Origin of the sequence: Rhodococcus sp. NPDC058505 (assembly GCF_042720095.1) — a bacterium.
GTDB lineage: Bacteria > Actinomycetota > Actinomycetes > Mycobacteriales > Mycobacteriaceae > Rhodococcus_G.
Map to the genome: position 1 here is coordinate 22,390 of NZ_JBHXNB010000006.1, position 26,788 is coordinate 49,177.

A 26,788-nucleotide genomic window follows, 5' to 3' on the forward strand; every position below is an offset into this window, starting at 1 on the left:
GCCGCCTTGAATCGGCGCCCGTTGGTTTACTGCACTACTTGTTGGCCTCGGGGGGGGGGGTGTGTGGTGGCGCAGGGGGGGGGGGGGGGGGCCCGGGGGTGCCGCGCGGCACCCCGGGTCCGGCGGCGCCGCGGCCTGCGGATTTGCTACTTGGCGGTAACTTTCCCCGCGCTAGAACCTGTGTCAATCGGCGTGGCGTTCTTTGCAAAGTTGGCAAGTGGATTTGAAAAGCTAGCGAAGGTTGGCATTTGCAACAGGTAGACGGGGGTTTCCGCGTGTGCCACTCTCGATACGTACACAGGAAGGGCCTGGCAAGGATGCGAAGCCGTACAGACGTACTGGAAGCGCAGTCCCCGAAAGGCAGCAGAGAGAGTGGAGTCTTGATGTCGACCACCGGCACCCCGAAGACCGCAGCTGAGATCCAGAAGGATTGGGACACCAACCCTCGCTGGAAGGGCGTCACCCGCAACTACACCGCCGAGCAGGTTGTGAAGCTCCAGGGCTCCGTTGTCGAGGAAGCCACCCTCGCCCGGCGCGGCTCCGAGATCCTCTGGGACCTTGTCAACAACGAGGACTACATCAACTCCCTCGGCGCCCTCACCGGCAACCAGGCCGTGCAGCAGGTCCGCGCGGGCCTCAAGGCCATCTACCTGTCCGGTTGGCAGGTCGCCGGTGACGCGAACCTGTCCGGCCACACCTACCCGGACCAGAGCCTCTACCCGGCCAACTCGGTGCCGCAGGTGGTTCGCCGCATCAACAACGCGCTGCTGCGCGCCGACGAGATCGCCAAGGTCGAGGGCGACACCTCCGTCGACAACTGGCTCGCCCCGATCGTCGCCGACGGCGAGGCAGGCTTCGGCGGTGCCCTCAACGTCTACGAGCTGCAGAAGGCCATGATCGCGGCCGGCGTCGCCGGTTCGCACTGGGAGGACCAGCTCGCGTCGGAGAAGAAGTGCGGCCACCTCGGTGGCAAGGTGCTCATCCCCACCCAGCAGCACATCCGCACCCTGACCTCCGCCCGCCTCGCGGCCGACGTTGCCGACGTCCCGACGGTCGTCATCGCCCGCACCGACGCCGAGGCCGCAACGCTGATCACCTCCGACGTGGACGAGCGCGACCGCCCGTTCCTCGACGGCACCCGCACCGCCGAGGGCTTCTACGGCATCAAGAACGGCATCGAGCCCTGCATCGCCCGCGCCAAGGCGTACGCGCCGTACTCCGACCTGATCTGGATGGAGACCGGCGTGCCGGACCTCGAGGTCGCGAAGCAGTTCGCCGAGGCCGTCCGCAGTGAGTTCCCGGACCAGCTGCTGGCCTACAACTGCTCGCCGTCCTTCAACTGGAAGGCGCACCTGGACGACGCGACCATCGCGAAGTTCCAGCGTGAGCTCGGTGCGATGGGCTTCAAGTTCCAGTTCATCACCCTCGCCGGCTTCCACTCGCTCAACTACGGCATGTTCGACCTGGCGCACGGCTACGCCCGCGAGGGCATGACCGCGTTCGTCGACCTGCAGGAGCGCGAGTTCAAGGCCGCTGCCGAGCGTGGCTTCACCGCCGTCAAGCACCAGCGTGAGGTTGGCGCCGGCTACTTCGACAGCATCGCCACCACTGTCGACCCGAACACCTCCACGGCGGCCCTGAAGGGCTCCACCGAGGAGGGCCAGTTCCACTAGGAACCGGCTGGTTCCCCAGGGAACCTCCCGTGTCACCGCGATGGCGCTTCCCCCGGCGCCCTCGCAACGGTTGACCGACTCACCGTTCACCCCGCCGCGGGGCCCACAGCCCGGGCCCCGCGGCGGGGCTGGACAACCGCGAGACATCCAGCACGACCTGCTTCATGACGATGACGATCCACCACACGATGAGGAGCTGACGTGACCAGCGAAAAGATTCAGCGCGTCGGCGTGATCGGCGCCGGACAGATGGGCGCCGGAATCGCCGAGGTGTGCGCCCGCGCACATGTCGACGTCCTGGTGTACGAGCAGACCCGCGAACTCGCTGCCGCCGGACGCGCGCGCATTCTGCGCTCGCTCGACCGCGGCGTGAGCAGCGGGAAGATCACCGAGCGGGAGCGCGAACAGGCCGCCTGGCGGCTGCGATTCACCTCCGACCTCGGCGACTTCGCCGACCGGCAGCTCGTCGTGGAGGCCGTCGTCGAGGACGAGAAGGTCAAGAGCGCGATCTTCACCGAGCTCGACCAGATCGTCACCGATCCGAACGCGGTCCTCGCGTCCAACACCTCCTCCATCCCGATCATGAAGCTCGGCATCACCACCAACCACCCCGAGCGGGTCATCGGAATGCACTTCTTCAACCCGGTCCCGGTGCTTCCGCTCGTCGAGCTGGTCACCACGCTCAAGACCGGCGCCGCCGTCTCCGAGCGGGCGGAGGCATTCGCGAGCGAGATCCTCGGCAAGCAGGTCGTGCGGTCCAGTGACCGCGCAGGCTTCATCGCGAACGCGCTGCTGGTGCCGTACCTGCTCTCGGCGGTCCGCATGGTCGAATCCGGGTTCGCCACCAAGGAGGACATCGACAAGACGATGGTCCTCGGCTGCGCACACCCGATGGGGCCGCTCGCGCTGACCGACCTGGTCGGCCTCGACACCGTCAAGTCGATTGCCGACTCCATGTACGAGGAGTTCAAGGAGCCGCTGTACTCGGCCCCGCCGTTGCTGCAGCGGATGGTCGAGGCAGGCCTGGTCGGCAAGAAGGCAGGCCGCGGCTTCTACGAGTACGGCGAGAACGGGCGCGTCGCCAAGAAGGCCAGCTAGCCACCCCAGCACCTTCGGCGCCCGTGAGTGATTTTTACCCCAGTCGGGGTGAAAATCACGCACGGGCGCGAAGCGCATCACGGAAGGGTCGACACGAATGTCACGCAGCGCAGCTACCTACGGTTCCAGCGTCCTGGGCTACCCCCGGATCGGACCCCGCCGTGAACTCAAGCGGGCCCTGGAGGCGTACTGGCACGGCCGGTCCAGCCAGGCCGAGCTGATCGAGGTCGGGCGGGAACTCCAGGAGCAGACCTGGAGTGAACTGGCCGCGACCGGTCTGACGCAGGTCCCCGGCAACACCTTCTCCTACTACGACCACGTCCTCGACAATGCACTGCTGTTCGGTGCGGTCCCCGCGCGGTTCGCGCCGCTGCAGGGTGAGCTCGACGAGCTGGACTTCTACTTCACGATGGCGCGCGGCAGGCCGGACTTCCCGCCGCTCGAGCTGGTCCGGTTCGTGGACACCAACTACTACTACCGTCAGCCCGAACTCGATGCGGACACCGTCTTCTCGTTGCACGCGGACGCGCTGATGGACGAGTTCGAGCGCGCCAAGGAGCGCGGCATCGAGCTGCGCCCGGTGGTGCTCGGCCCGGTCTCGCTGCTGCTGCTGTCCAAGGTGGGGCCGGGTGCGGGGGAAGGGTTCTCGCCCCTCGACCTGCTCGACTCGCTGCTCCCACAGTACGAGGCGCTGTTCGAGCTCCTTGCGAAGGCGGGCGCCACCTGCGTCCAGCTGGACGAACCGATGTTCACCCAGGACCGCAGCGCCGCGGAACTGGCCGCACTCGAGCGTGCGTACACGACGCTCGCCCACGCGCCGCTGCGACCGCGGATCCTGGTCACCGGTCCGTACGGCAATCTCGGGGAGGCGCTGACGATCCTCGCAGGCACCTCGATCGAGGCCATCGGTCTCGACCTGGTGTACGGCAAGATGAAGGCGGACGAGCTCGCGACAATCCCCGGCCTCAAGCGTAAGCGGCTCTACGCAGGCGTTGTCAACGGCCGGAACGTCTGGCGCGCAGACAATTTCGTGACGCTGACCTACCTGTCGCAGCTCAAGGATGTGATCCCCGACCTCGTCGTCTCGACCTCGTGTTCGCTGATGCACGTGCCGTACGACGTGCTCGCCGAATGGGATCTCGACGGCGACGTCGCGGATCGGATGGCGTTCGCGAAGCAGAAGGTCGGCGAGGTGGTGTCGCTCGCGAAGGCGCTGACCGAGGGGCCGTCCGAGCGGTGGCGGAAGAAGCCGACGTCGGTGCACTTCAAGCAGAAGCACGAGGTCCGGTCCCGGGTCAACGCGATCCGGCCCGAACACCGGGTTCGGGCACCCTACGAGGAGCGGCGGGTCGCGCAGCAGGCCCGGCTGAACCTGCCACTGGTGCCCGCGACCACGCTGGGATCGTTCCCGCAGACCGACGAGATCCGCAAGGTGCGGTACGACCTCGGGCAGGACCGTCTCGAATACCCGGACTACGTCAAGCGCATCCAGGAAGAGATCGAGCGCACCATCCGCCTGCAGGAGGACATCGGTCTCGACGTCCTCGTGCACGGTGAGCACGAGCGCAACGACATGATCCAGTACTTCGCGGAGCTGATGGACGGCTTTGCGTTCACCCACAACGGCTGGGTGCAGGCGTACGGGTCGCGCTGTGTGCGTCCGCCGATCCTCTACGGCGACGTCCGGCGTCGCGGGCCGATGACGGTCGAGTGGATCGGGTACGCGCAGTCGCTGACCGATCGCCCGGTCAAGGGCATGCTGACCGGTCCGGTGACGATGCTGGCGCGCTCGTTCGTTCGGCAGGATCAGCCGCTGCACGAGACCGCCGACCAGCTGGCGTTGGCGATCCGCGACGAGGTCGCCGACCTGGAGGCGGCGGGCATCGCAATCATCCAGGTCGACGAGCCCGCGGTCCGGGAACTGTTGCCGCTGCGGGCCGGTGGCCGATCCGAATACCTCGGGTGGGCGGTCGACGCGTTCCGACTCGCGACCGGTGGTGCGAAGCCGGAGACGCAGATCCACACGCACCTGACGTACACCAGCCGCGCCGAGGTGGTGGACGCGATCGAGCGGATGGACTGCGACGTCACCGCGATCGTGGCGACCCGGTCGATCGGGTGGGTGCTCGACGCGATCAAGGAGCGCAAGCTGACCCACGGCGTCGGCCCGGGCGTGTACGAGTCCCGTTCCGCCCGCATCCCGGACATCGACGAACTCGATGACCTGCTCACCGAGGCCGCGGAGTCGGTGGACCTGGACCGGTTGTGGGCGAACCCGGACGGTGGCCTCAAGACCCGCCACTACTGGCAGCTCGAGCCGTCCCTGCGGAACCTCGTCGCCGCGGCGCGCCGATTGCGGCGCCGGGCGGCCGAGCAGGGGTGACGCCGCGACAAGTCGTGCGCTGCCGTCCGTGGCCCGTGAGTGGTCGCGGCCACGGACGGAGCGCTTCGAGGGGCCCAGACTGCACCGTCGTCTGGGATGGAAAGGCCCCGAACCGATGTCGGTTCGGGGCCTTTCTGTGTCGAGACCGGTCAGCTGCCCGCGGATCCCGACAGGCTGCCTGCGAACAGACCGTCGGTGCTGCTCGTCGTGCCGGGCAGATCGGTGCCGTCGGAGTCCGGCCGGTGGATCGACACCGTCACCGTTGCACCGGGAGTCGCCCGCACCGTGACGAGGCGGGCGTCGGGTGCGGAGGTGATTTCGCCGCCCTCGACGGTCGCCAGGTACCCGTCGGGGTAGTGCAGGGGGGAGGTGTAGATCTCGGTGGGGGCCGCGGACGCCGCCGCGGTATAGGTGTACCGGAAGTCGCCGCCGTCGGGGTTGAACTGAAGCCTGCCTGGGGTTCCCGCCGTCGCACGAGGATAGGTGCGCACCAGTTGCCGTCCGGTCTCACCGGTGAACGGGTCGGGCCTCGGGGTGGGACCGAACCGGGACGAGTAGTGCCAGTAGTGCCACCCGACGAAGCGATCGTCGGCGCGGGATGTCGTTGCCGACAACATTTCCGGATCCACGTCCCCGAACTCGGTCACCAGCAGCGGCCGGTCGGTCCGGTCGCGCAGCGCATCGATGTTCCGCCAGGTCGTGTCGTACTGGACCGGGCAGGCCGCCGTCGCGCCGCCGAGCACGCCGCCGTAGATGCTCAGTTGACTGGGGATGCAGTAGTCGTGCACCGACATCGCGATGTTCGGGTCCGCGATCGGGGGGTCGCCGAGGAAGCTCGGCATCGCCTGGTTCCAGGTCACGTTCGGCTCCCAGAACACCGGGATCGTCGGGCTGACCGCGCGGATGTGGTCGGTGACCCGCTGCATGGCCGCCTGGTACTTGCGGTCGAAGTCGGGGCAGCCGCGAGGGAAGCAGGTCAGGAAGGGGGTGCCCGGCCACGGCTCGTTCAGCACCTCGATCCCGAGCACGCCGGGCTTGCCGTCGACCCGGTCGGCGAGCGCCGCCAGCGCGGTGCCCAGATGGTCGAGGACGCCGCCCCGGTTGTTCCACACCTCGTCCCACCCGGCCAGCATGCTCGGCATCAGGTAGTTCATCGGGAATCCGGGGTTCGGTTCGCCGGGTCGCGGCCGGGACTCGATCGACCAGGCGGGAAAGCCGTTCCCGCCCCATGGTTTTCCGAGCGAGTCCTGGTGGTTGTCGAACAGCACGTGCAGGCCGCGCTCGGCGAGCACATCCGCGACGCCGACCAGGCGATCGAGGTAGTCGGTGTCGAGCACCCCCCGCTCGGGCATCAGCGCCTCGAACTCGACGCCGAGTCGCACGGTGTTGAAGCCGTACCCGGCCAGCAGGTCCGCGTCCGCCGCGGTGAGGGTGAGGCCGTCGCCGGGGATCACGTACGGCGGATCCTTGTCGACGTTGTTGACGCCGTGCAGCAGCATGGTCCGCCCGAACTCGTCGACGAAGTCGCGACCCTCGACGTGGATCCGGGTGGAGGGCGGGGGTGGCTCCGCTGCGGTCGCGGGGGCGGTGGTGGTGAACAGCGCCGCGACCGCGATCGCCGCTGCCCCGAGGGAGGATGGCCTGCGCATCAGACTCCTTGACCCGACTCTGTAGTTGGACGTTCGTTCAGTTCAGGCGAGGCTACTCACCGCGGCGGCGTTTCGTTGGGAAATCGGACGAATCACCCATGGGGTCCGCGTTGCGCACGGCTCCGGTGCGGGGATAGACATAGGGGCATGCTCACCGTCTCCGCATTCGCCGCGACCGCCCCCGACGCCCCGCTCGAGAAGACCTCCATCGAGCGCCGCGACCTCGGTCCGCTCGACGTCCTCATCGAGATCAAGTACGCGGGCATCTGCCACTCCGATATCCACACCGCCCGCAACGAGTGGGGCGGCACCCGCTATCCCGTCGTGCCGGGACACGAGATCACCGGGATCGTCACGGGCGTCGGCGTCGACGTGACCCGGCACCGGGTCGGCGACCGCGTCGGGGTCGGCTGTTTCGTGGACTCGTGCGGCACCTGCGCGCCCTGCGCGGCGGGCGAGGAGCAGTACTGCGCCAACCGGGTCACCGCGACCTATAACTCCGTCGGCCGGGAGGACGGGCTGGTCACGCAGGGCGGCTACTCGACGCACATCGTCGTCACCGAACGTTTCGTGGTGTCCGTGCCGGACGGTCTCGCCCTCGATGTCGCGGCGCCGCTGCTGTGCGCCGGGATCACCCTGTATTCGCCGTTGCGGCACTGGAACGCCGGGCCCGGCACGCGGGTCGCGATCGTCGGGATGGGCGGGCTCGGGCACGTCGGTGTCAAGATCGCGCACGCGATGGGCGCCGAGGTCACCGTGCTCAGTCAGTCGCTGTCGAAGCGGGAGGACGGGCTGCGGTTCGGCGCCGATCACTACCGCGCGACCGCCGACCCGGCGGTCTTCAAGGAGTTGCGCGCCAGCTTCGACCTGATTCTCAACACCGTGTCGGTCAACCTCGACCTCGACGCCTACCTCGGGACGCTCGCGCTCGACGGCACCCTCGTCATGCTCGGGCTGCCCGAGCAGCCACTGACCCTGCGCGGCTTCTCCCTCGCCGGCAACCGGCGCAGCCTCGCAGGCTCCAACGTCGGCGGCATCCGCGAGACCCAGGAGATGCTGGACTTCTGCGCCGAGCACGGCATCGCCGCAGAGATCGAGGTCATCGCCGCGGACCGGATCAACGAGGCGTACGACCGGGTGCTGCGCAGCGACGTCCGCTACCGCTTCGTCATCGACGCGGCGACGTTCTGACCCGGGCGAACCGTGCGTGATTCGTACCCCTATTGGGGTGAGAATCGCGCACGGGCGGCGTAGCCGCATCGCCCGCCGAGGGGTCATACTCGTGATGTAGGTCACAGCATGAAGGGTCGGGGCGATGGGCCAGCAACTTCACGGACGCCGGGTGGCGGTGCTTGCCGCGGACGGGGTCGAACAGGACGAACTGACCGAGACCCGCCGCGCAGTCGAGGAGGCGGGCGGCCGCACCGCGCTGCTCTCGATCGCGCCGGGCGAGATCCAGGCGTACCGCGCCGACGTGATGCTCGGCGACCGGTTCCCGGTGGATCTGCTCGTCGGCCGGGCCGACGTCGACGACTACGACGCGCTGATCCTGCCGGGCGGAACGCTCGGTCCGGACCGACTGCGCACCGACGACCACGCGGTGGCGTTCGTGCGGCACTTCATGCACATCGGCAAACCGGTCGCCGCGATCGGGCACGGACCCTGGCTGCTCATCGAAGCGAGGGTCGTCGACGGCCGGACCCTCACCAGCTGGCCCAGCCTGCGCACCGACATCGTCAACGCGGGGGGCACGCACGTGAACGAGAAGGTCGTCGTCGACCGGAACCTGGTCACCAGCCGCGGCCTGCTCGACCTCGGCTGCTTCTGCAACGCGCTGGTCGGCAAGTTCACCCAGCACCCCGAGCTCATCGGCCGGGCGTGAGGTTCCGCCCGCGGCGGCGGGCCCTGTCGCGGGCGGGCAACCGGGCGTAGCGTCGGTCACACCAGCCGAACCTCGCGACGAGGAGGTAGGAACGATGAAGCTGCATCTGTTCTCCGAATGGGCTGGCTACGCGCTCGGACTCATCGCCGTCATCAGCCTCGCGATGGCCGTCGTCGCGGCGGCATCGGGCTACGCCGGCTGGGCGGTGATCGCCGCGGTGGTGTTCATGATCGCCGTCGCGGTCGGCCTCGGACTGGTCGGAGGCGCGGTGCGCCACGACCACAGACAGCGTCGGCATACGCCGCGGTTCCCGCTGCCGGGCGGAACCGCGTGGCCGGTCAAGGAGTGATCCGTATGAGCCTGAACATCGTTGCTGGCTGGGTGGGGTTCGCGTGCGCCCTGTTGGCCGTCATCTCGATGGGGACGTTCCTCGTCGCGGCGGGCAGCGGGTACGGCGGCTGGGCGGCGCTCGCGGGCGGGGTATTCCTGCTCACGGTCGCGACTGCGGTCACCGTCGTCGGCGGGACCGTCCGGCACGACCGCAAGCTGGGCCTGGACGTGCCGCACTTCCCCTGACCGGTCTGCCGGGCGCAGGTCAGGACCGCGCCAGGCGACGCTTCTCGGTCTCGACGTCGAAGTTGGCGGCGGGCCAGTCGAGGTCCAGCCGTTCCAGCGCGTCGATCAACAGTTCGGTGACGGCGAGGCGGCTGTACCACTTCCGGTCGCACGGCACCGCGTACCACGGGGCATGCTCGGTCGAGGTGCGGTCCAGCATCGCCTGGTACGCCTCCCGGTACTCGGGCCAGAAGCCGCGTTCGGTGACGTCGCCCGGGTTGTACTTCCAGTGCTTGTCCGGACGTTCCAGCCGCTCGGAGAGCCGCTTCTTCTGCTCGTCGAGCGAGACGAACATCGCGACCTTCACCAGCGTGGTTCCGGACTCGACCAGGTCCCGTTCGAACTGATTGATCTCGTCGTAGCGGGGCTCCCACTCGCCCGGCGGAACCAGGTCGTGGACCCGCACCACCAGCACGTCCTCGTAGTGGGAGCGGTCGAAGACGCCGATCTGCCCCCTGCGGGGCAGTTCCTTCCTGACCCGCCACAGGTAGTGGTGCCGCTTCTCCTCGGCGGTCGGTACCCCGAACGAGGCGTGATCGACGCCCTGCGGGTCCACGTGCCCGATCACGTGGCGCATCATCCCGCCCTTGCCCGCGGTGTCCATGCCCTGCAGGATCAGCAGCACCGACCGGTGCTCGTCGGAGCTGCGGCCGTTCGCGAAGAGCTTCTCCTGCAGGCCGGACAGGACGGCCCCACGCTCCTCGAGGAGACGCTCACCCAGCGTCTTGTTGCCCGCGAAGCCGGGCATGCCGTTCGTGTCCAGGTCGGCGACCCGGGTGTCGGACGTGACGCGCAGCGCCTCGGTTGCCGGAACCTGCCAGCCCTCGCTCGTGCCCATGCCGCGACTCTGCCATTCGGCGCGCGCATTCGGCGGGAACGGCGCGGATCTAGAGGCCGTCCCGCTCCTCGAGCAGCGGGTGCGGAACGGACTTGAAGCGTGCCGGCGAGCCGGCGACCGCGGCGATCCCGGTCACCCCACCCCACGTCATCATCGCCAGGTAGTCGATCAGATCCTCCGCGGTCATCGACCGGTTCGAGATCCACCAGTGGGTGGCCAGCTGGACGGCGCCGACGATGCCGTACGCCCACGGCAGCGCGCCACCGGAATCCATCTCCATCTGCCGCAGCTTCAGCCCGAGGACGGCGGACAGCGCCTCGGCGATCATCCGCTCCGACTCGGCGACCACGTCACGGCTGGCTCCGGAACTGTTCGCCATCACGTAGAGGTACACCTCGGTGTCCTCGGCGACCGTCTCCACGTAGGCGGTGATCGCGACCCGGACGAGCGCGTACTCGTCCATGTCGGCGCCGATCGCCGCGTACATGCGGGGGGCGAGGACCGTCTCCACCCAGCGGGTCATCGTCGCGCTGGTGAGATCGTTCTTGTCGTTGAAGTAGCGGTAGAGGACGGTCTTCGAGACGCCGATCTCAGAGGCGATCTCGTCCATCCCGACCTCGCGGCCACGGGCCCGGATCGCGGCGAGGGTGCCGTCGACCAGCTCCTCCCGGCGCGCGATCTTGTGCTCGCGCCAGCGGCGCTTGCGCCCGTCGGGCTTCTCCGCCTTCGCCTCGGGTGCGGAGCCGGCGGCCTCGGCGGCGTCGGGGGCTGTCTTGTTCGACACTGGTGTATGCCACATCCGTTCAGATCGATCTTCGGTTCAGCTTACGGCGCACGCCCCGCGCGGAGCCGGTCCTCCCCGGTGACTCGCCGAATTTCGGCACAATTGTCGAGGTGATGCAGTTGTTGAGCGTCGACGACGCGGCCAAGCGGCGTGATCTGCGGCGAATGAAGGCGGTGGCGACGGGCTTTCTCCTGTTCGCGACCGTGGTGTACCTGTTCTGCCGGTGGCAGGAGTCCCGGGGCGCGGGGGAGTGGGTGGGGTACGTGCGGGCCGCGTCCGAGGCGGGCATGGTCGGTGCGCTCGCGGATTGGTTCGCGGTGACCGCGCTGTTCCGGCATCCGCTCGGATTGCGGATCCCGCACACCGCGATCATCAAGAAGAAGAAGGACCAGCTGGGGTCGAGCCTCGGCAGTTTCGTCGGCGAGAACTTCCTCGCGCCCGACGTGGTGTCGCAGAAGGTGCGGTCGGCGGAGGTGCCGTTGCGGGTCGGCACGTGGCTGGCCGAGCCGACCCATGCCGAGCGGGTGGCTGCCGAGACCGCGACGCTGCTGCGCGCCTTCGTCGGGGTGCTGCGCGACGAGGACGTGCAGCAGATCATCGACAGCACCATCGTGCGCCGGATCGCGGAGCCCGCGTGGGGACCGCCGATCGGGAAGGTCCTCGAGGAGTTGCTCGCCGACAACCGGCAGCTGCCGCTGCTGGACATGCTCGCGGAGCGGGCCCACCAGTGGGCCCTTGCCAGCCAGCCGACGATCGACCGGATCATCGACCGCGACAGCCCGTCGTGGTCGCCGAAGTTCGTCGACCTGCTGCTCGGCGAGAAGATCCACCGCGAGCTCGTCGAGTTCACCTGGAAGGTGCGATCAAACCCGGACCACGAGGTGCGGGTGGCCGCGAACCGGTTCCTGATCGATTTCGCGCAGGACCTGCAGCACGATCCCGCGACGATGGCGAAGGCGGAGAAGATCAAGACCGAACTGATGGGCCGCAAGGAGGTCACCGGGGCGGCCGAGGCCGCGTGGAAGGTGGCCAAGCGGATGATCCTCGAATCGGTCGACGATCCCGACAGTGCGCTGCGCGGGAAGACCAGGGACACGGTGATCCGTCTCGGTGAGCGGCTGCGGGACGAGCCGGAACTGCGGGCGAAGGTGGACGGCTGGCTGGACACCGCCGTGCGCTACGTCGCCGCGAACTACACCACCGAGATCACCGCGATCATCACCGACACCGTCGCCCGATGGGACGCCGAGGAGGCGAGCCGGAAGATCGAACTGCAGGTGGGGCGGGATCTGCAGTTCATTCGGATCAACGGCACCGTGGTCGGTGCGCTCGCGGGTCTCGCGATCTACACGGTGTCGCAGCTGCTGTTCGGGTGACGTGAGCGCGCCTGCTAGCACGAGTGCTTGCAAGAGCTAGCACCCTCCCGTACCGTGGACGGCGCACACAGGGGAGGGAGGCAGAGCATGACCGACGACACCCGATCGACCGGTGACAGTGCCGGCGACGTCGCGGCCCGGGTGGTCAGCTCTGCAGCGCAGGACATCGGCGGCTTCATCAGGTCGCAACGCGAAGCCGCGCAGGTGTCGCTGCGCCAACTGTCGCAGTTGGCGGGGGTCAGCAATCCGTATCTGAGCCAGATCGAGCGCGGGCTGCGCAAGCCGTCCGCCGAGGTCCTCGGCCAGATCGCGAAGGGCCTTCGGATGTCGTCCGAGGTGCTGTATATGCGGGCTGGACTGCTCGAGCAACGCCCAGCCAGTCCGGTGCGGGACGCACTGCTGTCCGACATCTCCATCACCGAGCGGCAGAAGCAGGTGCTCCTCGAAATCTACGAATCGTTCCGGCGTGAGAACGAGCCGCGAACGGAAACCCAGCCCGATCAACAGGAGAACGAAGATGACTGACATCAAGGGTCTCGACACCGTGATCACCCCGCTCTACGCCGCGGTCGGCGCGGGCGACGTCGTCGTGCAGGCCGTCGCCGACGTCGTCGCGCAGGTCCGCGAACGCGCCGCCACCGCCGGTGACGACCTCACCGTCGACGGCGCCAAGGAGCGTTTCGACAAGCTGACCGGCGACCTGACCGAGGGCGTCGAATCGCTGCGGGAGCGGCTCGCCGGGCTGCCGTCCGAGCTGCCCGAGGAGCTCGCCGAGCTGCGCGAGAAGTTCACCGCCGACGAGCTGCGCAAGGTCGCCGAGGCCTACCTCAAGGTGGCATCGGACATCTACACCTCGCTGGCCGAGCGCGGTGAGGAAACGGTCGAGCGGCTGCGCAAGCAGGCGGCCGTCGAGGAGGGGCTCGAGCGCGCGGAATCGGCGTTCGAAGATGCCGCGACGCTGACCGAGGAGGCGCTGGGCACCGTGGCTCGGCAGACCCGTGCCGTTGGTGAGCAGGCCGCGAAGCTCGCGGGCCGCGCCGCGGAGAAGATCAGCGACGTGGCCGACGAGGTGTCCGATGCCGTCGCCGACGCGGGCGAGCAGGTGGCCAGCCGGTTCGTCGGGGCGGGCGAGAAGGCCGAGGCGACCACGGAGTCGGCCGCCAGCAAGGTGGCCTCCGCCGCACCGAAGCAGGCCGCGAAGCCCGCCCCGGCTCCCGCGGCCAAGCCTGCCCCGGCCAAGGCGACCCCGGCGAAGGCCGCGCAGCCCAAGACCGCGGCCGCGAAGCCCGCCCCGGCGAAGACCGCAGCCAAGCCGGCACCGGCGAAGACCGCCGCCAAGCCGACCGCGACCAAGGCGCCCGCCAAGAAGGCCGCGCCGAAGGCGACCGACGCCTGACCCGTCTCGACGGACGAACGCACGGCTCCCTCGCTGCACCCGCGGCGGGGGAGCCGTCGCCGACTAGGATGGATTCGTGACCACGGCCTACAACCTGACCGCGCTGATCATGATCGCTCTCCGACTCCTCGCCCTGGGTGCGGGTGCCTTCGCGCTGTTTCATGCCGTCCGGCAGCGCACGGACGCGTTCACCGCGGTCGACAAGCTCAGCAAGCCCATCTGGATCGGCATTCTCGCCGCCGCCATGCTCATGGTGTTCCTGTTCGGTGTCGTGTCCCTGTTCGGGCTCGTCGCGGTCGTCGCGATCTGCGTCTATCTGGTCGATGTGCGGCCGCGGGTCGACGAGGTTCAGCGCGGCCCCCGCTGGTGACCAACTTTCTGAGAATGTAAGTCACAGATACCGTTGACAACGGGTATCTCGACGACGCATGGTTGAGGTGTAGGTCGGCGTACCGGGAAGGCGCCGACGGCGGCTGGCACAGTCGGCCGAGGCACTCGACGAGGAGGTCGCCATGCCGATCGTCCACGACAGTCCCTCCACCGCGATGCGGGTGGGCAACCGCCAGGAGACCGCGTCGCGGTTGCTCGCGTCGGCCGCCCGCAAATCGTTCGACCCGCTCGTCGAGATCGACTGGGATGCGCCCATCCCCGACGACCTGTACGGCATGACACCGGAGTGGTGCAGCCTCTATGGCACCGACCTGTGGGAGTCGATGACCGAGGAGCAGCGCGTCACCCTGACCAAGCACGAGGCGGCGAGCATCGCGGGCACCGGCATCTGGTTCGAGATGATCCTGATGCAGATGCTGCTCCGGGACGTCTACTCGCACGACCCCGCGACGCCGCATTTCCAGTTCGCGCTCACCGAGATCGCCGACGAATGCCGGCACTCGACGATGTTCGCGAAGGCCGCCACCCGATTCGGGGTTCCGTCGTACCAGCCGCGGGCCTGGATCCGGCAGTCCGCTCGCCCGTTCAAGGCCACCGCAAGCGGCTCGCTCGCCTACGGTGGAACGCTGTTCGCCGAGGAGATCCTCGACATGATGCAGCGGGACTTCATGAAGGACGACCGGGTCCAGCCGATCACCCGCACGGTCAGCAGGATCCACGTCCTCGAGGAGGCCCGGCACATCAAGTTCGCCCGCGAGGAGGCCGCGCGTCGCGTCGTCGGCCTCTCCCGATTCACCCGCGCCCGGATCCGGTTCATGCTCGGCGTCACCGCCTACTTCGTGGTGACCAGCCTGGTGAATCCGAAGGTCTACGAGGCCGCGGGCCTTGACCCGGCGCGGGCCCGCGCGGCGGCCCGGTCGAACACGCACTACCAGGACAGGATTCGTTCCGGCAGCGCGAAGACGATCGAGTTCCTCGACGAGATCGGGCTGATCGGCGGTCCGTCGACCCTGCTGATGCGCCGCGCCCACATCCTCTGAGTCCCGCAAGAAACCTGCTGCCGGAAGCCCTTCCGGCAGCAACTCGCCGTGAAGGAGTTCCAGTGTCGGTCAGTTCACGCGCCTCGGCGCGACGATGGTTCGTCGGAGCCGCCGCCCTCGCCGCGGTCGCCGGAGTCGGCGCTGCCGTCCGCTCGCGGCGGGGCGCCGCGTCCGCACCGACCGACGCGCCGAACCCGGCACTGTCCGACCCGATCCTGCATCCGGAGACGGTGCCGGTGGTCTCCGCGGACGGGCATCCGATCCACGTGCTCGCCTACGGCGACCCGAGCGCCCCCGCGATCGTGCTCTCCCACGGCTGGACCTGCTCGACCACCTTCTGGCACCCGCAGATCAACGCGCTCGCCGACGACTACCGCGTCGTCGTCTACGACCAGCGGGGCCACGGCAGGACGGGCATCGGGCCGACGCCGCTGACCCCGGAACTGCTCGGGGATGACCTCGACGCCGTCCTCGCCGCCACCGTCACCGACGGGCGGAAGGCGGTCGTCGTCGGCCACAGCATGGGTGGCATGTCGATCATGTCGTGGGCGCTGAAGTACCCCGACCACGTCGAGGCCATGGCGTCCGCGGTGATGCTGGCGAGCACCGGATCCGATCACCTGGTCGCCGAGACGACGATCATTCCGCGGCCGAAGCGCGGCCCGGCGATCCCGGTCCCGGTCGGCACCGCGATCCTCGGCTCCAAGGCGCCGCTCATCGCGAGCCCGCTCACCCGCAAGGGGGTCCAGTACGTCGCGCTCGCGCCCGGGTCGACCCGGCAGGAGGTGGACTTCTGCGTGCGGATCGTCCGCGAGTGCAGCCCGGCCACCCGCGGCGGCTGGGGACGCGCGTTGAGCACGCTGGACATCGGCGCGTCACTCGATCACCTGACGGTGCCCACCACCGTCCTCGTCGGGACCGCGGACCGGCTCACCCCGCAGATCCACTCGGTGCGGATGAGCGAACGCCTCGACGCCGACGAGCACCTGTCCCGGCTGATCCGATTGCCCGGCATCGGGCACATGAGCACCGTCGAGGCACCTGCCGAGGTGAATGCGGAGATTCGCCGCCTGCGGCAATTGTGAGAGCGCCGCGGCACCCCGCAACTGTGCGTGATTTTCACCCCGACCGGGGTGAAAATCACGCACGGGCGGCGGAGCCGCGTCAGCTGAAGACGACGGTCCGGCGGCCGTGCACCAGTACCCGGTCCTCGAGGTGCCAGCGCAGTCCGCGGGCGAGCACCAGCTTCTCGATGTCGCGTCCCTGTCGGACCATGTCGCGGACCTCGTCGGAATGGTCCACCCGGATCACGTCCTGCTCGATGATTGGGCCTGCATCCAACTCCGCGGTGACGTAGTGGCAGGTGGCGCCGATCAGCTTCACGCCCCGCGTGAAGGCCTGGTGATAGGGGCGGGCGCCGACGAACGACGGCAGGAAGCTGTGGTGGATGTTGATCGCGCGGCCGGCCCAGTGCTCGCATAGCTCGGCGGGCAGCACCTGCATGAACCGGGCAAGGACGACGGCGTCCGGGGCGTGGACGTCGACGAGCTTGCGGACCTGCTCGAACGCCGGGCCCCGGTCGGCCGGGTCCTTCGGGAACGACACGTAGTGGAAGTCGATGCCGTGCCTGCGGGTGACCTCCTCGAGGTCCGGATGGTTGCCGATCACCGCGGCGATGTCGGCGGGGAGCTCGCCGCCCGCGGCGCGGCCGAGCAGATCGTGCAGGCAGTGGCCCTCCTTGCTGACCAGCAGCACGATCCGCTTGCGCTGACCCGAATCGTGCAGGGTCCACTCGGTGTCCGGACCCAGCTCGGTGGCCACCGCCGCGAACCGTTCCCGCAGCTCGTCCAGTCCGAGCGCGATCGACGACGCGCGAACGGCCTGCCGGGTGAAGAACCAGCCGGAGTCCGGGTCGGCGTGATACGCGGCCTCGACGATCGACCCGCCGACGTCGGCGAGGAACGTGGAGATGCGGGCGACGATGCCGGTCCGGTCGGGGGTGCCGAGGGTCAGGACGTAGCGGCGGTCGTCGGTTTCGGAGGGCCTACTCATGCGCACAGTCTGGCAGGTGTCTGACCGGTCCGGCCCCCAACCCGGCGATCGCCGTCAGTGCACCACCACCGCGGTCGCGACGAGTGTCCCCGCGTCGACGACCTCGACATCACGCTCGGTCAGCAGCGCGAGGAACTCGACCCGAACCGCAGCAACGGTGTCGGCGGCCAGGGCGAGCAGCGGTGCCCGCAACGCGGTCCCGAGCACCAGATCCCACGCCAGCTCCGGGGTTGTGGGCAGAAGATTCGATAGCTCGGTGACCTCGACGGATCCCGCGCCATAGGCGGTCAGCCAGGAGCGAAGAGCGTCCGGGGTGTCGAGCCGCGCCGACGCCGTCGGGGGGTCCGGCGGCCGGGACCCCGGCGCCAGCCGGGCCAGCGCGTCCGCGAACGCGGAGCCGACCTGGTCGAGCGCGCCCCGCCGCCACACCGTGACCCCGACCTTCGCGACCGGACGCAGCAGCCGCACCAGCCGGGCGACGGCCGCCGTCGGATGGGGCAGGAGGTGGACGCCGTGCGAACAGGAGAGCACGTCGTAGCGACCGCGCGGCACGCTGCTCGGTGGCTCCCACGCGGCGGCGTCGGCCCGCACGAAATCGATGTTGTGCAGTGCCCGGTCGGAGGCGGCGAGGCGCCCCAGCTCGAGCAGGTCGTCGGCCCGGTCGACCGCGTGCACCAGCCCCGTCGGTCCGACCGCGGCCGCGGCGGGCAGCGCGGCGGCGCCTGCGCCGCAGCACACGTCGAGCACCGACTCGCCGGGCCGCAGCCGCAACTGGAATGCCAGGGCCGCACCCGCCGGACCCCACACCGTCGGTGTCAGCCTGCTGAACTCGGTCGCGCCCGCATTGCGCACGGCGGTGAGATCGTCGGCACCCATGCAGTCACGGTAGTCCTCGGCCCTCGCGGGCAGAACCGTCAGAGAGCGTAGAACGCTCGCGGATAACGGAACTCGCCGCGCAGCTCGGGCGTCCACGCGTCGAGGGCCCGCACCTGGAAGTGGCTCACCCAGTCCGGAACCCCGGGATCGATCGACAGGTCGGCGGCGGGCACGAAACCGAATCGCGGATAGTAGTCGAGGTGGCCGAGCAGTGCGACGAGGGGCTCACCGAGTGCGTCGGCGCCGCCGAGTCCGGCGTGCATCAGCGCTGATCCGACACCGCCACCCTGCGTGTCCGCCGCGACCCCGATCGGCCCGAGCGCGAGCGCCGGGCGTTCGCCGACGGTGCCGCGGGTCAGGCAGACGTGCCCGACCACGCGTCCGTCGGCGCCCTCGGCCACCAGCGACAGGGCGGGAATCCAGGCATCCGACGCCCGCAGCGCGGCCACCAGGGCGACCTCGACCGGTTCGGTGGCGCCCGGCGGGGTTTCGTTGGCGAACGCCGAGCGGTGCACGGCGGCGATGGCGTCGATATCGGTTGCTCGTTCACGGCGGATCAGCACCGGTCGAGTCTGGCCTCTCGAGGCGCGGGCCGCAACGGAATTTCGGGCGCGGCTGGCCCTCAGGACAGGGCGTCGGTGGCCGCGTCGGTGGCCGCGTCGGTGAACCCGGCGGCGAACGAGGCGTCCGGCGCGATCGGCGTGATCACGTCGATCAACACCCCGCCGGGGCCGGCGACGATGAAGTGCCGCTGCCCGAAGGCCTCCGAGCGGAGCGGCAGCACCGCCTCGAGGTCGCCGTTCGTCACCAGTCGGCGATGCACGTCGTCGACGTCGTCGACCTCGATGTTGAGGATCAGGCCGCTGGTGCAGGTGCCGCGCAGCGCGGCGGGAACCGTCTCGTGATCGGCGTCGAGGACGGCGAGTTCGTGGCCGTCGCGGATCAGGCTGACGTACCAGTCGGCCTCGAACGCCGGGAGGAAGCCGAAGTGCTCCCGGTAGAACCGGGCGGTGGACTCGACGTCGCGGGTCATCAGGACGGGGTACACGCTGGTCACGGACATGGCGGGGTTCCTCTCGGAGGTTTACATACAGTGTGTATGTATAAATCCATACATACACGCTGTATGTAAACTGGGCAAGCAGGAAAGGGGTGACGGCATGGCGCGCGCCAGCAGGCAGCAGAGTGAGGCGACGGCCGCGGCGATCCTCGACGCGGCCCGCGACCAGTTCGGTCGGCGCGGGGTCGCCGACGTCGGACTCGACGAGATCGCCGCGGGCGCGGGCGTCACCCGCGGTGCGGTCTACCACCATTTCGGCAGCAAGCGGGGAGTCTTCCTCGCCGTCCATTCCGACGCCCAGGCGCAGGTCGCGGCCGCGATCACGGAGGCAACCGACGGGATGACCGACCCGTGGGAGGCGCTGGGGACGGGGTGCCGCGCGTTCCTCGAGGCCTCGGTTCGCGACGACGTCCGGCGGATCCTGCTCGTCGACGCGCCCGCGGTGCTCGGCTGGAACGACTGGCGCGAGCAGGACCTGCGCCACTCCGGTCGGCTGCTTGCCGGGGTGCTCGCCGACCTCGAGGCCGCGGGCCTGATCGAGGTCGGGAACGTGCAGGCCTGCCAAGCGTTGCTGTCCGGTGCGATGAACGAGGCGGCGTTGTGGGCGGCGTCCCTCGGCAGCGCCACCGAGGGAATCGAGCAGGCGTGGCCGCTGCTGCGGCGCATGCTCGACGCGCTGCGACCCTGACGACGGGGCTGCCCCGATCCCGGCGCGCCGCATGCGAAGCTCGTCCGGTGACCGAGAACCTCACCCGCGCCCGGGTCGCCGCGATGGTTGACCACACCCTGCTCAAGCCGGAGGCCACCGCAGTCGACGTCGCGTCCCTCGTCGCGGAGGCGGGCGAGCTCGGCGCGTACGCGGTGTGCGTGTCACCCTCGATGCTGCCGGTGCGTGCCGACGGCCCGAAGGTGGCGGTGGTCGTCGGGTTCCCGTCCGGGAAGCATCACTCCCTCGTCAAGGGAGCGGAGGCCCGGCTCGCGGTCGAGCAGGGGGCCGACGAGGTGGACATGGTCATCGACATCGGCGCCGCCGTCGCCGGCGACTACAACGCGGTGCTCGCCGACATCCTCACCGTCCGCGAGGGCATCGCCGATGTCACGATTCTCAAGGTCATCCTCGAGACCGCGGCACTGCCCGACGCGGCGATCGTCGAATGCTGCCTGGCCGCGGAGCGGGCGGGCGCCGACTTCGTCAAGACGTCCACCGGCTTCCATCCGGCGGGCGGCGCGACCGTCGACGCCGTGCGCCTGATGGCGGCGACGGTCAGTGACCGGCTCGGGGTCAAGGCCAGCGGCGGCATCCGGACCGCGGACGCCGCCCGCGCGATGATCGAGGCCGGCGCAACCCGGCTCGGCCTGTCGGGGACCCGTGCCGTGCTGGACGGGTTCCCGCCCTAGTCACATCAGGATCGAGCAGCTATCCGGCACCGCCTGGGTCTGCGCGCCGGGCTGCGGCGCGGGCATCGTGTACGCGCCACCCGCGAGCGACAACTGCAGGCCGCTGTCGGTGACGGTGAGGGACTGCGCGGTCATCCCCAGCGGGAAGGACTGCAGGCTGCTGGTCAGCATGTCGACGATGCCGCTGACCAGGTCGGTCGGCAGTCCGAGGCCGAGGATCTCCGCGCCGACGGTCTCCACCTGGACGACGCCGCCGGACACCGTCGGCCGGACGGTCAGCTGCGCGAGGTTGCCGAGAACCTGGAACTGCAGGGTGCCCGCGGCCGCGTCCGAGGTGACGGCGCTGACGAGCGAACCGAACGACTCGCCCTGAATGGTGGCGGCGATGCCCTCGGTGGACCAGTCGATGTCCGCGGTTGAACTGCCGACCGTGCCGCCGGAGGTGGCGGAGGTGGTCAGGTCGAGGTCGTTGACCCTGGCCTCGACGTGCATGTCCTTCGCCGGGCCGAAGCTGGAGTCGTCGCTGGCGATCGTGACGTACGGGACCTTCTTGTCGATCGCCTGCAGCAGCACCGGCTTGGGACTGAGCCCGAGATCCACCTGGGAGCCGAGCTGGCTCTCGAACTGCGATGCCAGGCACTGCTTGACGTTGTTCCTGAGGTACAACTCCCCGCCGATCAGGACGGCGACGAGAGCGACGATGACGACCAGCGCGATCGTCAGCGCCCGGGTGCGCTTGGTCCGCGTGCTCGCGGTGGGGGCCTGCGTCGTGGAAGCCATTGCACGGATTCTTCCGTAGATTCCTGAGTCCGTTCTGAGAACACACGGGACGATTTCGTGTGGAATCACCCACGCGCGTCGATGTGACGCACACCACAATATGGCCGTAGTCTGTCGACTATGGACGAGACCCCGGTAAGGGATGAACGCGACGGCATCCTGCGGGAGCGGGCAGGCGCGCAGGACGGCTACTTCACCCCGGCGCAGGCCAGGGCCTGCGGGTATTCGGCGGAGGAGATGGCCGACGCGGTGGTCGCCGGGGTGTGGTCGCAACCCGACCCGGGAGTGTTCCGGCTGATGCCGTGGCGGTCCGGTGACCTCGACGACGTCGCGCGGTGCTGCGTCCGGCTCGACGGCGCCGTCGTCTCCCACCAGAGCGCCGCCGAGCTGCACGGGCTCGGCCATCTGCATCCCAGCTTCCTGCACGTGACCGCGGCCGACGACGGGCATCCGCGTCTGGAACGGGTCGCGGTGCACCACAGCGAGCTGGCCCTCGGCGACACCGAGCACACCGGCGCCTTCCGGATCACGACACCGCTGCGGACGGTGCTCGACCTCGCGGACGGCGGGGTGTCGCAGTGGGTGCTCGACGAGGTGGTCGGCGACGCCCTCGCGATCGGCCGACTCGACCGCGACGAACTGGAGGCAGGCTCCGACGTGGGGACCACCCGGGTGCGTCAGCGGGTGCGGCGGGCGCTGTCGGCGTGGGCGTGACCGCGGGCAAGCGGGTCAGCTGCCCGACGGCGCGACGACCGACCACGGCACCGTGAGCACGTTGTCCCGCAGGCGCCTGCGCGGAACCTCCACCGGTATGCCCTCCGCGCGCAGCATGTCCAGGGTGGCGCGCCACCGGACCCGTGGCCCGAACGGGGCGTTCGGGGCCGCCGCCGCCCACGCGCGATCGGCGGCGCGCAGCAACTCGTGCACCCCCTCGCCGGGGACATTGCGGTGAATCAACGCCTTCGGCAGCCGCTCCGCCACGTCACCGGGTCGGGTGACGTCGAACGGATCCCACGCCAACGTCAGCGACACCGGGCCGTCCTCGGCAACCAGCACCCACGCGCAGCGTCGCCCCAGTTCGTCGCAGGTGCCGTCGACGAGCAGCCCGCCGGGGGCCAACGACGACCGGATCCGCGTCCACGCACCGGCGACGGCGTCCTCCGGGTACTGCCGGAGCACGTTGAACGCCCGAACCAGCACCGGCCGCAGGCCCGCGAGTTCGAAGCCGCCGCGGGCGAAGCTGACCCCGTCCCGGCCGGGCACCACCCGCGCCGGATCGATCTCCAGGCCGACCACTCGCAGGTCCGGCCGGACGGTCCGCAGCCGGGCGGCAAGCTCGAAGGTGGTGTCGGGACGGGCGCCGTACCCGAGGTCGACGACCAGCGGGTCGGGGGCGGACCGGAGCAGGTCCGCGATGCGGGGGCGGTGCATCAGCCAGCGGTCGCTGCGCCGTAACCGGTTGATGCCGGTGGTGCCGCGGGTGATGACGCCGTCCGGTTTGGCGGCGCGGTTCATGGTGGGCCGCGGCTACTGCTTGGCGAGCCAGTCGGCGGTGACCTGGGCCTCGGTCCGGAACAGGTCGACGAGGTTGACCAGCATCAGCTGCTCGAGCTTGCCGCCGACGAACGGGATGAACACCTTCGCCTCCGACGACGTCCGCAGGGTCGACCCGGTGTCGGTGCCGAACAGCGACATCGTGCCGGACAGGCTGCCCGGTCCCGCCGGGATGGATGCCTCGTAGGTGCCGGTGACCGGGTCCCCGAACGCGCTGTAGTGCTCCTTGCGGGTGATGATCATGTCCTTCTTCATCACCGTCTGCGCGATGTCGGGCAGGGAGCTGCGGGGAATCACGTGATGGAAGACCAGGTCGACGCCGGAGTCGGTGACCTCGAAGGACTCCACGTCGTTGTCCGAGAACTTCCGCAGTTCGATCATCCGCGCCTCCCAGTAGTCCCGGTCGGTCAGCGCGGCGTACACCTTCTCTGGCGAGTGGGTGTACCGGGCGGAGTAGTCGATGCGGCGAGCCATGACCGGCAGGTTACCGGCTCGGCACGCATCGACCACACCGGTCCGATGGCGGGATCAGGCGTTCGCGGCGACCCATTCCTCGACGGCGGCCTGGTCGCGGCCGAGGATCTCGACGACCTGGTCGGCGACCATGCCCTCGACGGCGCCACCGATCAGCTTGATCGCGACCTCGACGTCACCCTCGAGGGTCATCGTCGACTGCGCGCCTGCGTCGGTGAGGACGGCGGTGCCGGAGGCGGTGATCGGCAGCCCGGTGGTGGTGACGGTGAACTTGCCGTTGGCCTGGCCGTTCTCGAACGGGCCCCAGGCCTCGCCGCGGGTCAGGACCAGGTCACCCTTGACGGCCTTGGACACCAGCGACGGCAGCGAGTCCTTGTCGAGGACCTGGCTGATCTGGCAGTCGACCGTGCCCGGGCCGTCCTTGAGGTGGTCCAGGGTGACGCCGTTCTCGGCGTTCTTCTCGACGCGGGGGAGCCAGAAGTCGCGGCTGGTCAGTGCGTGGTGGACGGCCGCTGCGGGCGCGTTGTAGGTCAGGGTCAGTTCGATTCGGCGTGACATAGTCGGGCAGATTACATGCCCTTCGAACTACTTGTTTCCACTCAGCCAGGCGGCCGTGAACTCGTCCTCGTGCCGGAGCAGTTCCTCGATCCGGTCCGCAATCACCGCCTCGACTTTGCCGCCGATTAGCGGCAGCGACACCTGCACCCGGCCATCCAGGGTCACCGTCGCCCCGGTGGCGTCGCCGTCCAGTGTCAGGGTGCCGGTCAGCTCGCCGGGCAGCCCCGCGACCCGCGCCGTGAACGTGCCGGTCGCGCGGTCACCGGCGAGCGGCCCCCAGTCCTCGGTGCGGCTGATCTCGAGGTCGCCCGGACGGATCTTCGTCACGATCGACGGCAGCTGTTCGGCGGGAATCGTCTGCGTCATCTCGACGGCGATCGTGGCCTCGCCGACGTCGACACGATCCACCCGCGCATGCTCCCCGCCCGCCTCGGCGATCCGGTCCCGCCAGTACCCCTCGCTGGTCAGGGCGGCGTGGACCCGCGCCACCGGCTGGGGATAACTGGACGAATGCGGAATGCGGCGGGCCATGCCGGGCACGCTACCGTGTGCAGTCGTGCGGGTAGCGGAGGACGTGGCGGCCGAGTTCGGCGCCGAACTGGATGTGAACGTGCCGATGTCGCGGCTGACGACGTTGCGGGTCGGCGGCCCCGCCCGCGCGATGCTCACCTGCCGCACCGCCGAGGCCGTCGCCGGGGTGGTGCGGGCGCTGGACACGGCCGGGGTCCCGGTGCTGATCCTCGGCGGGGGCTCGAACCTCCTTGTCTCCGATGCCGGCGTCGACGCCGTCGTCGTCCGCGTCGCGAACGACGGGATCCGGCTCGATGCCCGGGTGGTGGCCGCGGAGGCGGGGGCAGGCTGGGACGACGTGGTCGCGGCAGCGGTCGCCGCGGGTCTCGGCGGGCTCGAGTGCCTGTCCGGGATCCCCGGCTCCGCGGGCGCGACCCCGGTGCAGAACGTCGGCGCGTACGGCGTCGAGGTCGGCTCCCTGCTGCGTCGGGTCCGACTTCTCGACCGCACGTCAGGGGAGGTGCGCTGGGTCGAGCCCGCCGACCTGGGACTCGGATACCGCACCAGCATTCTCAAGCACACCGACGCCGCGGTCGTCTTGGCGGTCGAGTTCGACGCCGCCGCCGACGGTCTCAGCGCGCCGCTGCGGTACCGGGAACTGGCGACCTCGCTCGGGGCGGAGGAGGGCGAACGGCGGCCGGTTGCGACGGTGCGCGAGGCGGTCCTGCGGCTGCGGTCCGGCAAGGGCATGGTCCTTGACGACGGCGACAACGACACCTGGAGCGCCGGTTCCTTCTTCACCAATCCGGTCGTGGCCGACGATCACCTGCCCGGCGTCCTTGCCGCGATCCGCTCCCGCCTCGGCGACGTCGCGGTGCCCCGCTACCCCGGCGCCGGTGGCACGAAACTGTCGGCGGGCTGGCTGATCGAGCGGGCCGGATTCGGGAAGGGGTACCCGGGCCCGGACGCGCCGGCCCGGCTGTCGACGAAGCACACCCTCGCGCTGACGAACCGCGGCACGGCGTCCGCGGCGGATCTGCTCGGGTTGGCGCGGGACGTCCGCGCCGGGGTAGAGGACGCCTTCGGGGTACGCCTGGAACCGGAGCCGGTCACGGTCGGGTTCACGGTGTGACCAGGTAGGCACCGGTACCGGCGGTGATCGTCGGTACCGTGGATTGCGTGGCTGAACAGGGTATTCGGACGAAACGGACACGCCGGTTGACGGTGCTCGCACTGCTGACGGCGGTGGTCGCGCTGATCGCCGGGTGCGCCTCGGGTGCCGTCGACCCCTCGGCGCAGCCCGCGAAGGACCCGGCCGCCGTCGTCACCCAGACGCCGGCCGACGGCGCGGACGGGGTGAGCCCGACCGCACCGGTGACCCTGAGCGTCACCGACGGCACCCTGCAGGGGGTCGCGCTGACCAGCCCGTCCGGCAAGATCGTGCAGGGTGCGCTGTCGGCGGACCAGCGGACCTACACGGTCACCGAACCCCTCGGCTACGACGCCACCTACACCTGGTCCGGCACCGCCGTCGGCACCGACGGCGACTCGGCGCCCGTACGCGGCGCGTTCACGACCGTCGCCCCGCGCTCGGTGACCTCCCTGACCACCTACATCGCGGACGGGCAGGAGGTCGGCATCGCCGCCCCGGTCATCCTCAAGTTCGACGCCCCGGTCGCCGACAAGGCCGCCGTCGAGAAGGCGCTGACGATCACCACCACCCCGCCCACCATCGGATCGTGGGCGTGGCTTCCCGACGACGGCGGCTCGCGGGTGCACTGGCGCCCCCGCGAGTACTGGACGCCCGGCACCGCCGTGCACGTCGCCGGGAACCTGTACGGAGTCGACTACGGCGACGGCGCGTACGGCGAATCCGACTTCACCCTCGACTTCACGATCGGCCGCGGCCAGATCGTCAAGGCGGACGCCACCAGCCACCGCATGCAGGTCGTCCGCGAGGGCGAGACCATCATGGACATCCCGGTCAGCTACGGCGAGGGCAACGAGGACCGGAACGTCACCCGCAGCGGAATCCACGTGGTCACCGAGAAGTACGAGGACTTCCTGATGTCGAACCCGCCGTACTACGAGAACGTCCGCGAACGCTGGGCGGTGCGGATCTCGAACAACGGCGAATTCATCCACGCGAACCCGCTGACCACCGGGGTGCAGGGCGCAGCGAACGTCACCAACGGCTGCATCAACCTGTCGATGTCCGACGCGGCCGAGTACTTCGGGACCGCGCGGTACGGCGACCCCGTCGAGGTGACCGGCACCCGCATCGACCTGTCGGCCGCCGACGGCGACATCTACGACTGGGCGATCGACTGGCCGACCTGGCAGTCGATGTCCGCGCTGCCCGCCGCCGCGACCCCGGTCGCGGCGCCGGCAGGCTGACCCGC

General features: G+C 69.8%; 30 protein-coding genes. 18 read left to right on the plus strand and 12 right to left on the minus strand.

What is annotated here, in order from left to right:
* Positions 1-383: 383 nt before the first annotated feature.
* The 3 genes from aceA (at position 384) to metE (ending at position 5,154) form a co-directional block, all read left to right on the plus strand.
* Positions 384-1,673, plus strand: a complete 1,290-nt coding sequence (gene aceA / locus ACFWPA_RS06655) for an isocitrate lyase (protein ID WP_378506143.1) — start codon at positions 384-386, stop codon at positions 1,671-1,673.
* Positions 1,674-1,874: 201 nt separating this feature from the next.
* Complete coding sequence (locus ACFWPA_RS06660) at positions 1,875-2,771, plus strand: 3-hydroxybutyryl-CoA dehydrogenase (RefSeq protein WP_378506144.1); 897 nt, start codon at positions 1,875-1,877, stop codon at positions 2,769-2,771.
* 97 nt (positions 2,772-2,868) lie between these two features.
* Positions 2,869-5,154, plus strand: coding sequence for a 5-methyltetrahydropteroyltriglutamate--homocysteine S-methyltransferase (gene metE, locus ACFWPA_RS06665; protein WP_378569881.1), 2,286 nt, complete (start codon positions 2,869-2,871; stop codon positions 5,152-5,154).
* A 149-nt stretch (positions 5,155-5,303) separates the two neighbouring features.
* Here the strand turns inward: metE and ACFWPA_RS06670 are convergent, their stop codons facing one another.
* Entirely contained in the window at positions 5,304-6,803 is a 1,500-nt protein-coding gene (locus tag ACFWPA_RS06670) for a cellulase family glycosylhydrolase (protein WP_378506146.1), read from the minus strand.
* Positions 6,804-6,950: 147 nt separating this feature from the next.
* Here ACFWPA_RS06670 and ACFWPA_RS06675 point away from each other — a divergent pair, with 147 nt between their 5' ends.
* The 4 genes from ACFWPA_RS06675 to ACFWPA_RS06690 all read left to right on the plus strand — a co-directional run bounded on the left by ACFWPA_RS06675 (position 6,951) and on the right by ACFWPA_RS06690 (position 9,261).
* Positions 6,951-7,994, plus strand: coding sequence for an NAD(P)-dependent alcohol dehydrogenase (locus tag ACFWPA_RS06675; protein WP_378506147.1), 1,044 nt, complete (start codon positions 6,951-6,953; stop codon positions 7,992-7,994).
* A gap of 124 nt (positions 7,995-8,118) precedes the next feature.
* Positions 8,119-8,685, plus strand: coding sequence for a type 1 glutamine amidotransferase domain-containing protein (locus tag ACFWPA_RS06680; protein WP_378506148.1), 567 nt, complete (start codon positions 8,119-8,121; stop codon positions 8,683-8,685).
* 94 nt (positions 8,686-8,779) lie between these two features.
* Entirely contained in the window at positions 8,780-9,034 is a 255-nt protein-coding gene (locus tag ACFWPA_RS06685) for a hypothetical protein (protein ID WP_378506149.1), read from the plus strand.
* A 5-nt stretch (positions 9,035-9,039) separates the two neighbouring features.
* Positions 9,040-9,261 carry a hypothetical protein gene (locus tag ACFWPA_RS06690; protein ID WP_378506150.1) on the plus strand — a complete coding sequence of 74 codons (222 nt, stop codon included), beginning with the start codon at positions 9,040-9,042 and terminating at the stop codon, positions 9,259-9,261.
* A gap of 19 nt (positions 9,262-9,280) precedes the next feature.
* Here ACFWPA_RS06690 and ACFWPA_RS06695 read toward each other — a convergent pair whose 3' ends face one another.
* Together ACFWPA_RS06695 and ACFWPA_RS06700 are read right to left on the minus strand one after the other, a co-directional pair.
* Positions 9,281-10,138 carry a polyphosphate kinase 2 family protein gene (locus ACFWPA_RS06695; protein WP_378506151.1) on the minus strand — a complete coding sequence of 286 codons (858 nt, stop codon included), beginning with the start codon at positions 10,136-10,138 and terminating at the stop codon, positions 9,281-9,283.
* A gap of 49 nt (positions 10,139-10,187) precedes the next feature.
* The gene (locus ACFWPA_RS06700) at positions 10,188-10,937 is read right to left on the minus strand and encodes a TetR/AcrR family transcriptional regulator (protein ID WP_378506152.1); all 750 of its coding nucleotides are present in this window, start codon (positions 10,935-10,937) and stop codon (positions 10,188-10,190) included.
* Between the two features lie 98 nt (positions 10,938-11,035).
* Here ACFWPA_RS06700 and ACFWPA_RS06705 point away from each other — a divergent pair, with 98 nt between their 5' ends.
* From ACFWPA_RS06705 to ACFWPA_RS06730, 6 genes are all read left to right on the plus strand, one after another.
* Entirely contained in the window at positions 11,036-12,298 is a 1,263-nt protein-coding gene (locus ACFWPA_RS06705; protein ID WP_378506395.1) for a DUF445 domain-containing protein, read from the plus strand.
* 87 nt (positions 12,299-12,385) lie between these two features.
* Complete coding sequence (locus ACFWPA_RS06710; RefSeq protein ID WP_378506153.1) at positions 12,386-12,823, plus strand: helix-turn-helix domain-containing protein; 438 nt, start codon at positions 12,386-12,388, stop codon at positions 12,821-12,823.
* Positions 12,816-13,694, plus strand: a complete 879-nt coding sequence (locus tag ACFWPA_RS06715; protein ID WP_378506154.1) for a heparin-binding hemagglutinin — start codon at positions 12,816-12,818, stop codon at positions 13,692-13,694. The genes ACFWPA_RS06710 and ACFWPA_RS06715 overlap by 8 nt, the downstream gene beginning before the upstream one ends.
* Before the next feature lie 76 nt (positions 13,695-13,770).
* The gene (locus ACFWPA_RS06720; protein WP_378506155.1) at positions 13,771-14,064 is read left to right on the plus strand and encodes a DUF2516 family protein; all 294 of its coding nucleotides are present in this window, start codon (positions 13,771-13,773) and stop codon (positions 14,062-14,064) included.
* Positions 14,065-14,206: 142 nt separating this feature from the next.
* Positions 14,207-15,124 (plus strand): diiron oxygenase, encoded by a 918-nt coding sequence (locus tag ACFWPA_RS06725; RefSeq protein WP_378506156.1) that lies wholly within the window; start codon positions 14,207-14,209, stop codon positions 15,122-15,124.
* A gap of 62 nt (positions 15,125-15,186) precedes the next feature.
* A complete protein-coding gene (locus tag ACFWPA_RS06730) occupies positions 15,187-16,209 on the plus strand; it encodes an alpha/beta fold hydrolase (protein WP_378506157.1) in 1,023 nt (340 codons plus the stop codon).
* A gap of 79 nt (positions 16,210-16,288) precedes the next feature.
* Here the strand turns inward: ACFWPA_RS06730 and purU are convergent, their stop codons facing one another.
* The 4 genes from purU to ACFWPA_RS06750 are packed head-to-tail and all read right to left on the minus strand — an operon-like array spanning position 16,289 to position 19,115.
* Positions 16,289-17,176, minus strand: a complete 888-nt coding sequence (gene purU / locus ACFWPA_RS06735) for a formyltetrahydrofolate deformylase (protein WP_378506158.1) — start codon at positions 17,174-17,176, stop codon at positions 16,289-16,291.
* Between the two features lie 54 nt (positions 17,177-17,230).
* Positions 17,231-18,052 carry a class I SAM-dependent methyltransferase gene (locus ACFWPA_RS06740; RefSeq protein WP_378569882.1) on the minus strand — a complete coding sequence of 274 codons (822 nt, stop codon included), beginning with the start codon at positions 18,050-18,052 and terminating at the stop codon, positions 17,231-17,233.
* Positions 18,053-18,090: 38 nt separating this feature from the next.
* Positions 18,091-18,615: a GNAT family N-acetyltransferase gene (locus tag ACFWPA_RS06745; protein ID WP_378506160.1), complete on the minus strand. Its 525-nt coding sequence runs from the start codon at positions 18,613-18,615 to the stop codon at positions 18,091-18,093.
* 59 nt (positions 18,616-18,674) lie between these two features.
* Positions 18,675-19,115 carry a VOC family protein gene (locus ACFWPA_RS06750; protein ID WP_378506161.1) on the minus strand — a complete coding sequence of 147 codons (441 nt, stop codon included), beginning with the start codon at positions 19,113-19,115 and terminating at the stop codon, positions 18,675-18,677.
* Between the two features lie 97 nt (positions 19,116-19,212).
* On the opposite strand from ACFWPA_RS06750, the gene ACFWPA_RS06755 reads away from it, so the two are divergent.
* Both ACFWPA_RS06755 and deoC read left to right on the plus strand, forming a co-directional pair.
* Positions 19,213-19,800 carry a TetR/AcrR family transcriptional regulator gene (locus ACFWPA_RS06755; RefSeq protein ID WP_378569883.1) on the plus strand — a complete coding sequence of 196 codons (588 nt, stop codon included), beginning with the start codon at positions 19,213-19,215 and terminating at the stop codon, positions 19,798-19,800.
* Between the two features lie 83 nt (positions 19,801-19,883).
* On the plus strand, positions 19,884-20,510 hold the full coding sequence (deoC, locus tag ACFWPA_RS06760; protein WP_378569925.1) for a deoxyribose-phosphate aldolase: 627 nt from the start codon (positions 19,884-19,886) through the stop codon (positions 20,508-20,510).
* Here the strand turns inward: deoC and ACFWPA_RS06765 are convergent, their stop codons facing one another.
* Positions 20,511-21,290, minus strand: coding sequence for a DUF2993 domain-containing protein (locus ACFWPA_RS06765; protein ID WP_378506163.1), 780 nt, complete (start codon positions 21,288-21,290; stop codon positions 20,511-20,513).
* 120 nt (positions 21,291-21,410) lie between these two features.
* Between ACFWPA_RS06765 and ACFWPA_RS06770 the strand changes: the two genes are divergently transcribed.
* Positions 21,411-22,004 (plus strand): hypothetical protein, encoded by a 594-nt coding sequence (locus ACFWPA_RS06770; RefSeq protein WP_378506164.1) that lies wholly within the window; start codon positions 21,411-21,413, stop codon positions 22,002-22,004.
* 15 nt (positions 22,005-22,019) lie between these two features.
* On the opposite strand, the gene ACFWPA_RS06775 is transcribed toward ACFWPA_RS06770, so the two are convergent.
* From ACFWPA_RS06775 to ACFWPA_RS06790, 4 genes are read right to left on the minus strand one after another with little or no spacing between them, the layout of a single operon-like run.
* A complete protein-coding gene (locus ACFWPA_RS06775; protein ID WP_378506165.1) occupies positions 22,020-22,805 on the minus strand; it encodes a class I SAM-dependent methyltransferase in 786 nt (261 codons plus the stop codon).
* Positions 22,806-22,817: 12 nt separating this feature from the next.
* Complete coding sequence (locus ACFWPA_RS06780; RefSeq protein ID WP_378569884.1) at positions 22,818-23,318, minus strand: DUF2505 domain-containing protein; 501 nt, start codon at positions 23,316-23,318, stop codon at positions 22,818-22,820.
* A gap of 54 nt (positions 23,319-23,372) precedes the next feature.
* Positions 23,373-23,876: a DUF2505 domain-containing protein gene (locus tag ACFWPA_RS06785; RefSeq protein ID WP_378506167.1), complete on the minus strand. Its 504-nt coding sequence runs from the start codon at positions 23,874-23,876 to the stop codon at positions 23,373-23,375.
* A 27-nt stretch (positions 23,877-23,903) separates the two neighbouring features.
* Positions 23,904-24,407: a DUF2505 domain-containing protein gene (locus ACFWPA_RS06790; RefSeq protein ID WP_378506168.1), complete on the minus strand. Its 504-nt coding sequence runs from the start codon at positions 24,405-24,407 to the stop codon at positions 23,904-23,906.
* Between ACFWPA_RS06790 and ACFWPA_RS06795 the strand changes: the two genes are divergently transcribed.
* Positions 24,406-25,518: a UDP-N-acetylmuramate dehydrogenase gene (locus tag ACFWPA_RS06795; protein ID WP_378569885.1), complete on the plus strand. Its 1,113-nt coding sequence runs from the start codon at positions 24,406-24,408 to the stop codon at positions 25,516-25,518. The genes ACFWPA_RS06790 and ACFWPA_RS06795 overlap by 2 nt on opposite strands.
* Before the next feature lie 47 nt (positions 25,519-25,565).
* Complete coding sequence (locus tag ACFWPA_RS06800) at positions 25,566-26,783, plus strand: Ig-like domain-containing protein (RefSeq protein WP_378506170.1); 1,218 nt, start codon at positions 25,566-25,568, stop codon at positions 26,781-26,783.
* Positions 26,784-26,788 lie beyond the last annotated feature (5 nt).

Bases quoted from the DNA above. Each gene is read 5' to 3' on its own strand.
- aceA (WP_378506143.1), top strand. From the start codon at position 384: ATGTCGACCACCGGCACCCCGAAGACCGCAGCTGAGATCCAGAAGGAT.
- metE (WP_378569881.1), top strand. From the start codon at position 2,869: ATGTCACGCAGCGCAGCTACCTACGGTTCCAGCGTCCTGGGCTACCCC.
- ACFWPA_RS06670 (WP_378506146.1), bottom strand. From the start codon at position 6,803: ATGCGCAGGCCATCCTCCCTCGGGGCAGCGGCGATCGCGGTCGCGGCG.
- ACFWPA_RS06675 (WP_378506147.1), top strand. From the start codon at position 6,951: ATGCTCACCGTCTCCGCATTCGCCGCGACCGCCCCCGACGCCCCGCTC.
- ACFWPA_RS06680 (WP_378506148.1), top strand. From the start codon at position 8,119: ATGGGCCAGCAACTTCACGGACGCCGGGTGGCGGTGCTTGCCGCGGAC.
- ACFWPA_RS06685 (WP_378506149.1), top strand. From the start codon at position 8,780: ATGAAGCTGCATCTGTTCTCCGAATGGGCTGGCTACGCGCTCGGACTC.
- ACFWPA_RS06690 (WP_378506150.1), top strand. From the start codon at position 9,040: ATGAGCCTGAACATCGTTGCTGGCTGGGTGGGGTTCGCGTGCGCCCTG.
- ACFWPA_RS06695 (WP_378506151.1), bottom strand. From the start codon at position 10,138: ATGGGCACGAGCGAGGGCTGGCAGGTTCCGGCAACCGAGGCGCTGCGC.
- ACFWPA_RS06700 (WP_378506152.1), bottom strand. From the start codon at position 10,937: ATGTGGCATACACCAGTGTCGAACAAGACAGCCCCCGACGCCGCCGAG.
- ACFWPA_RS06705 (WP_378506395.1), top strand. From the start codon at position 11,036: ATGCAGTTGTTGAGCGTCGACGACGCGGCCAAGCGGCGTGATCTGCGG.
- ACFWPA_RS06710 (WP_378506153.1), top strand. From the start codon at position 12,386: ATGACCGACGACACCCGATCGACCGGTGACAGTGCCGGCGACGTCGCG.
- ACFWPA_RS06715 (WP_378506154.1), top strand. From the start codon at position 12,816: ATGACTGACATCAAGGGTCTCGACACCGTGATCACCCCGCTCTACGCC.
- ACFWPA_RS06725 (WP_378506156.1), top strand. From the start codon at position 14,207: ATGCCGATCGTCCACGACAGTCCCTCCACCGCGATGCGGGTGGGCAAC.
- purU (WP_378506158.1), bottom strand. From the start codon at position 17,176: ATGAGTAGGCCCTCCGAAACCGACGACCGCCGCTACGTCCTGACCCTC.
- ACFWPA_RS06740 (WP_378569882.1), bottom strand. From the start codon at position 18,052: ATGGGTGCCGACGATCTCACCGCCGTGCGCAATGCGGGCGCGACCGAG.
- ACFWPA_RS06750 (WP_378506161.1), bottom strand. From the start codon at position 19,115: ATGTCCGTGACCAGCGTGTACCCCGTCCTGATGACCCGCGACGTCGAG.
- ACFWPA_RS06755 (WP_378569883.1), top strand. From the start codon at position 19,213: ATGGCGCGCGCCAGCAGGCAGCAGAGTGAGGCGACGGCCGCGGCGATC.
- deoC (WP_378569925.1), top strand. From the start codon at position 19,884: ATGGTTGACCACACCCTGCTCAAGCCGGAGGCCACCGCAGTCGACGTC.
- ACFWPA_RS06765 (WP_378506163.1), bottom strand. From the start codon at position 21,290: ATGGCTTCCACGACGCAGGCCCCCACCGCGAGCACGCGGACCAAGCGC.
- ACFWPA_RS06770 (WP_378506164.1), top strand. From the start codon at position 21,411: ATGGACGAGACCCCGGTAAGGGATGAACGCGACGGCATCCTGCGGGAG.
- ACFWPA_RS06775 (WP_378506165.1), bottom strand. From the start codon at position 22,805: ATGAACCGCGCCGCCAAACCGGACGGCGTCATCACCCGCGGCACCACC.
- ACFWPA_RS06780 (WP_378569884.1), bottom strand. From the start codon at position 23,318: ATGGCTCGCCGCATCGACTACTCCGCCCGGTACACCCACTCGCCAGAG.
- ACFWPA_RS06785 (WP_378506167.1), bottom strand. From the start codon at position 23,876: ATGTCACGCCGAATCGAACTGACCCTGACCTACAACGCGCCCGCAGCG.
- ACFWPA_RS06795 (WP_378569885.1), top strand. From the start codon at position 24,406: ATGCCGGGCACGCTACCGTGTGCAGTCGTGCGGGTAGCGGAGGACGTG.
- ACFWPA_RS06790 (WP_378506168.1), bottom strand. From the start codon at position 24,407: ATGGCCCGCCGCATTCCGCATTCGTCCAGTTATCCCCAGCCGGTGGCG.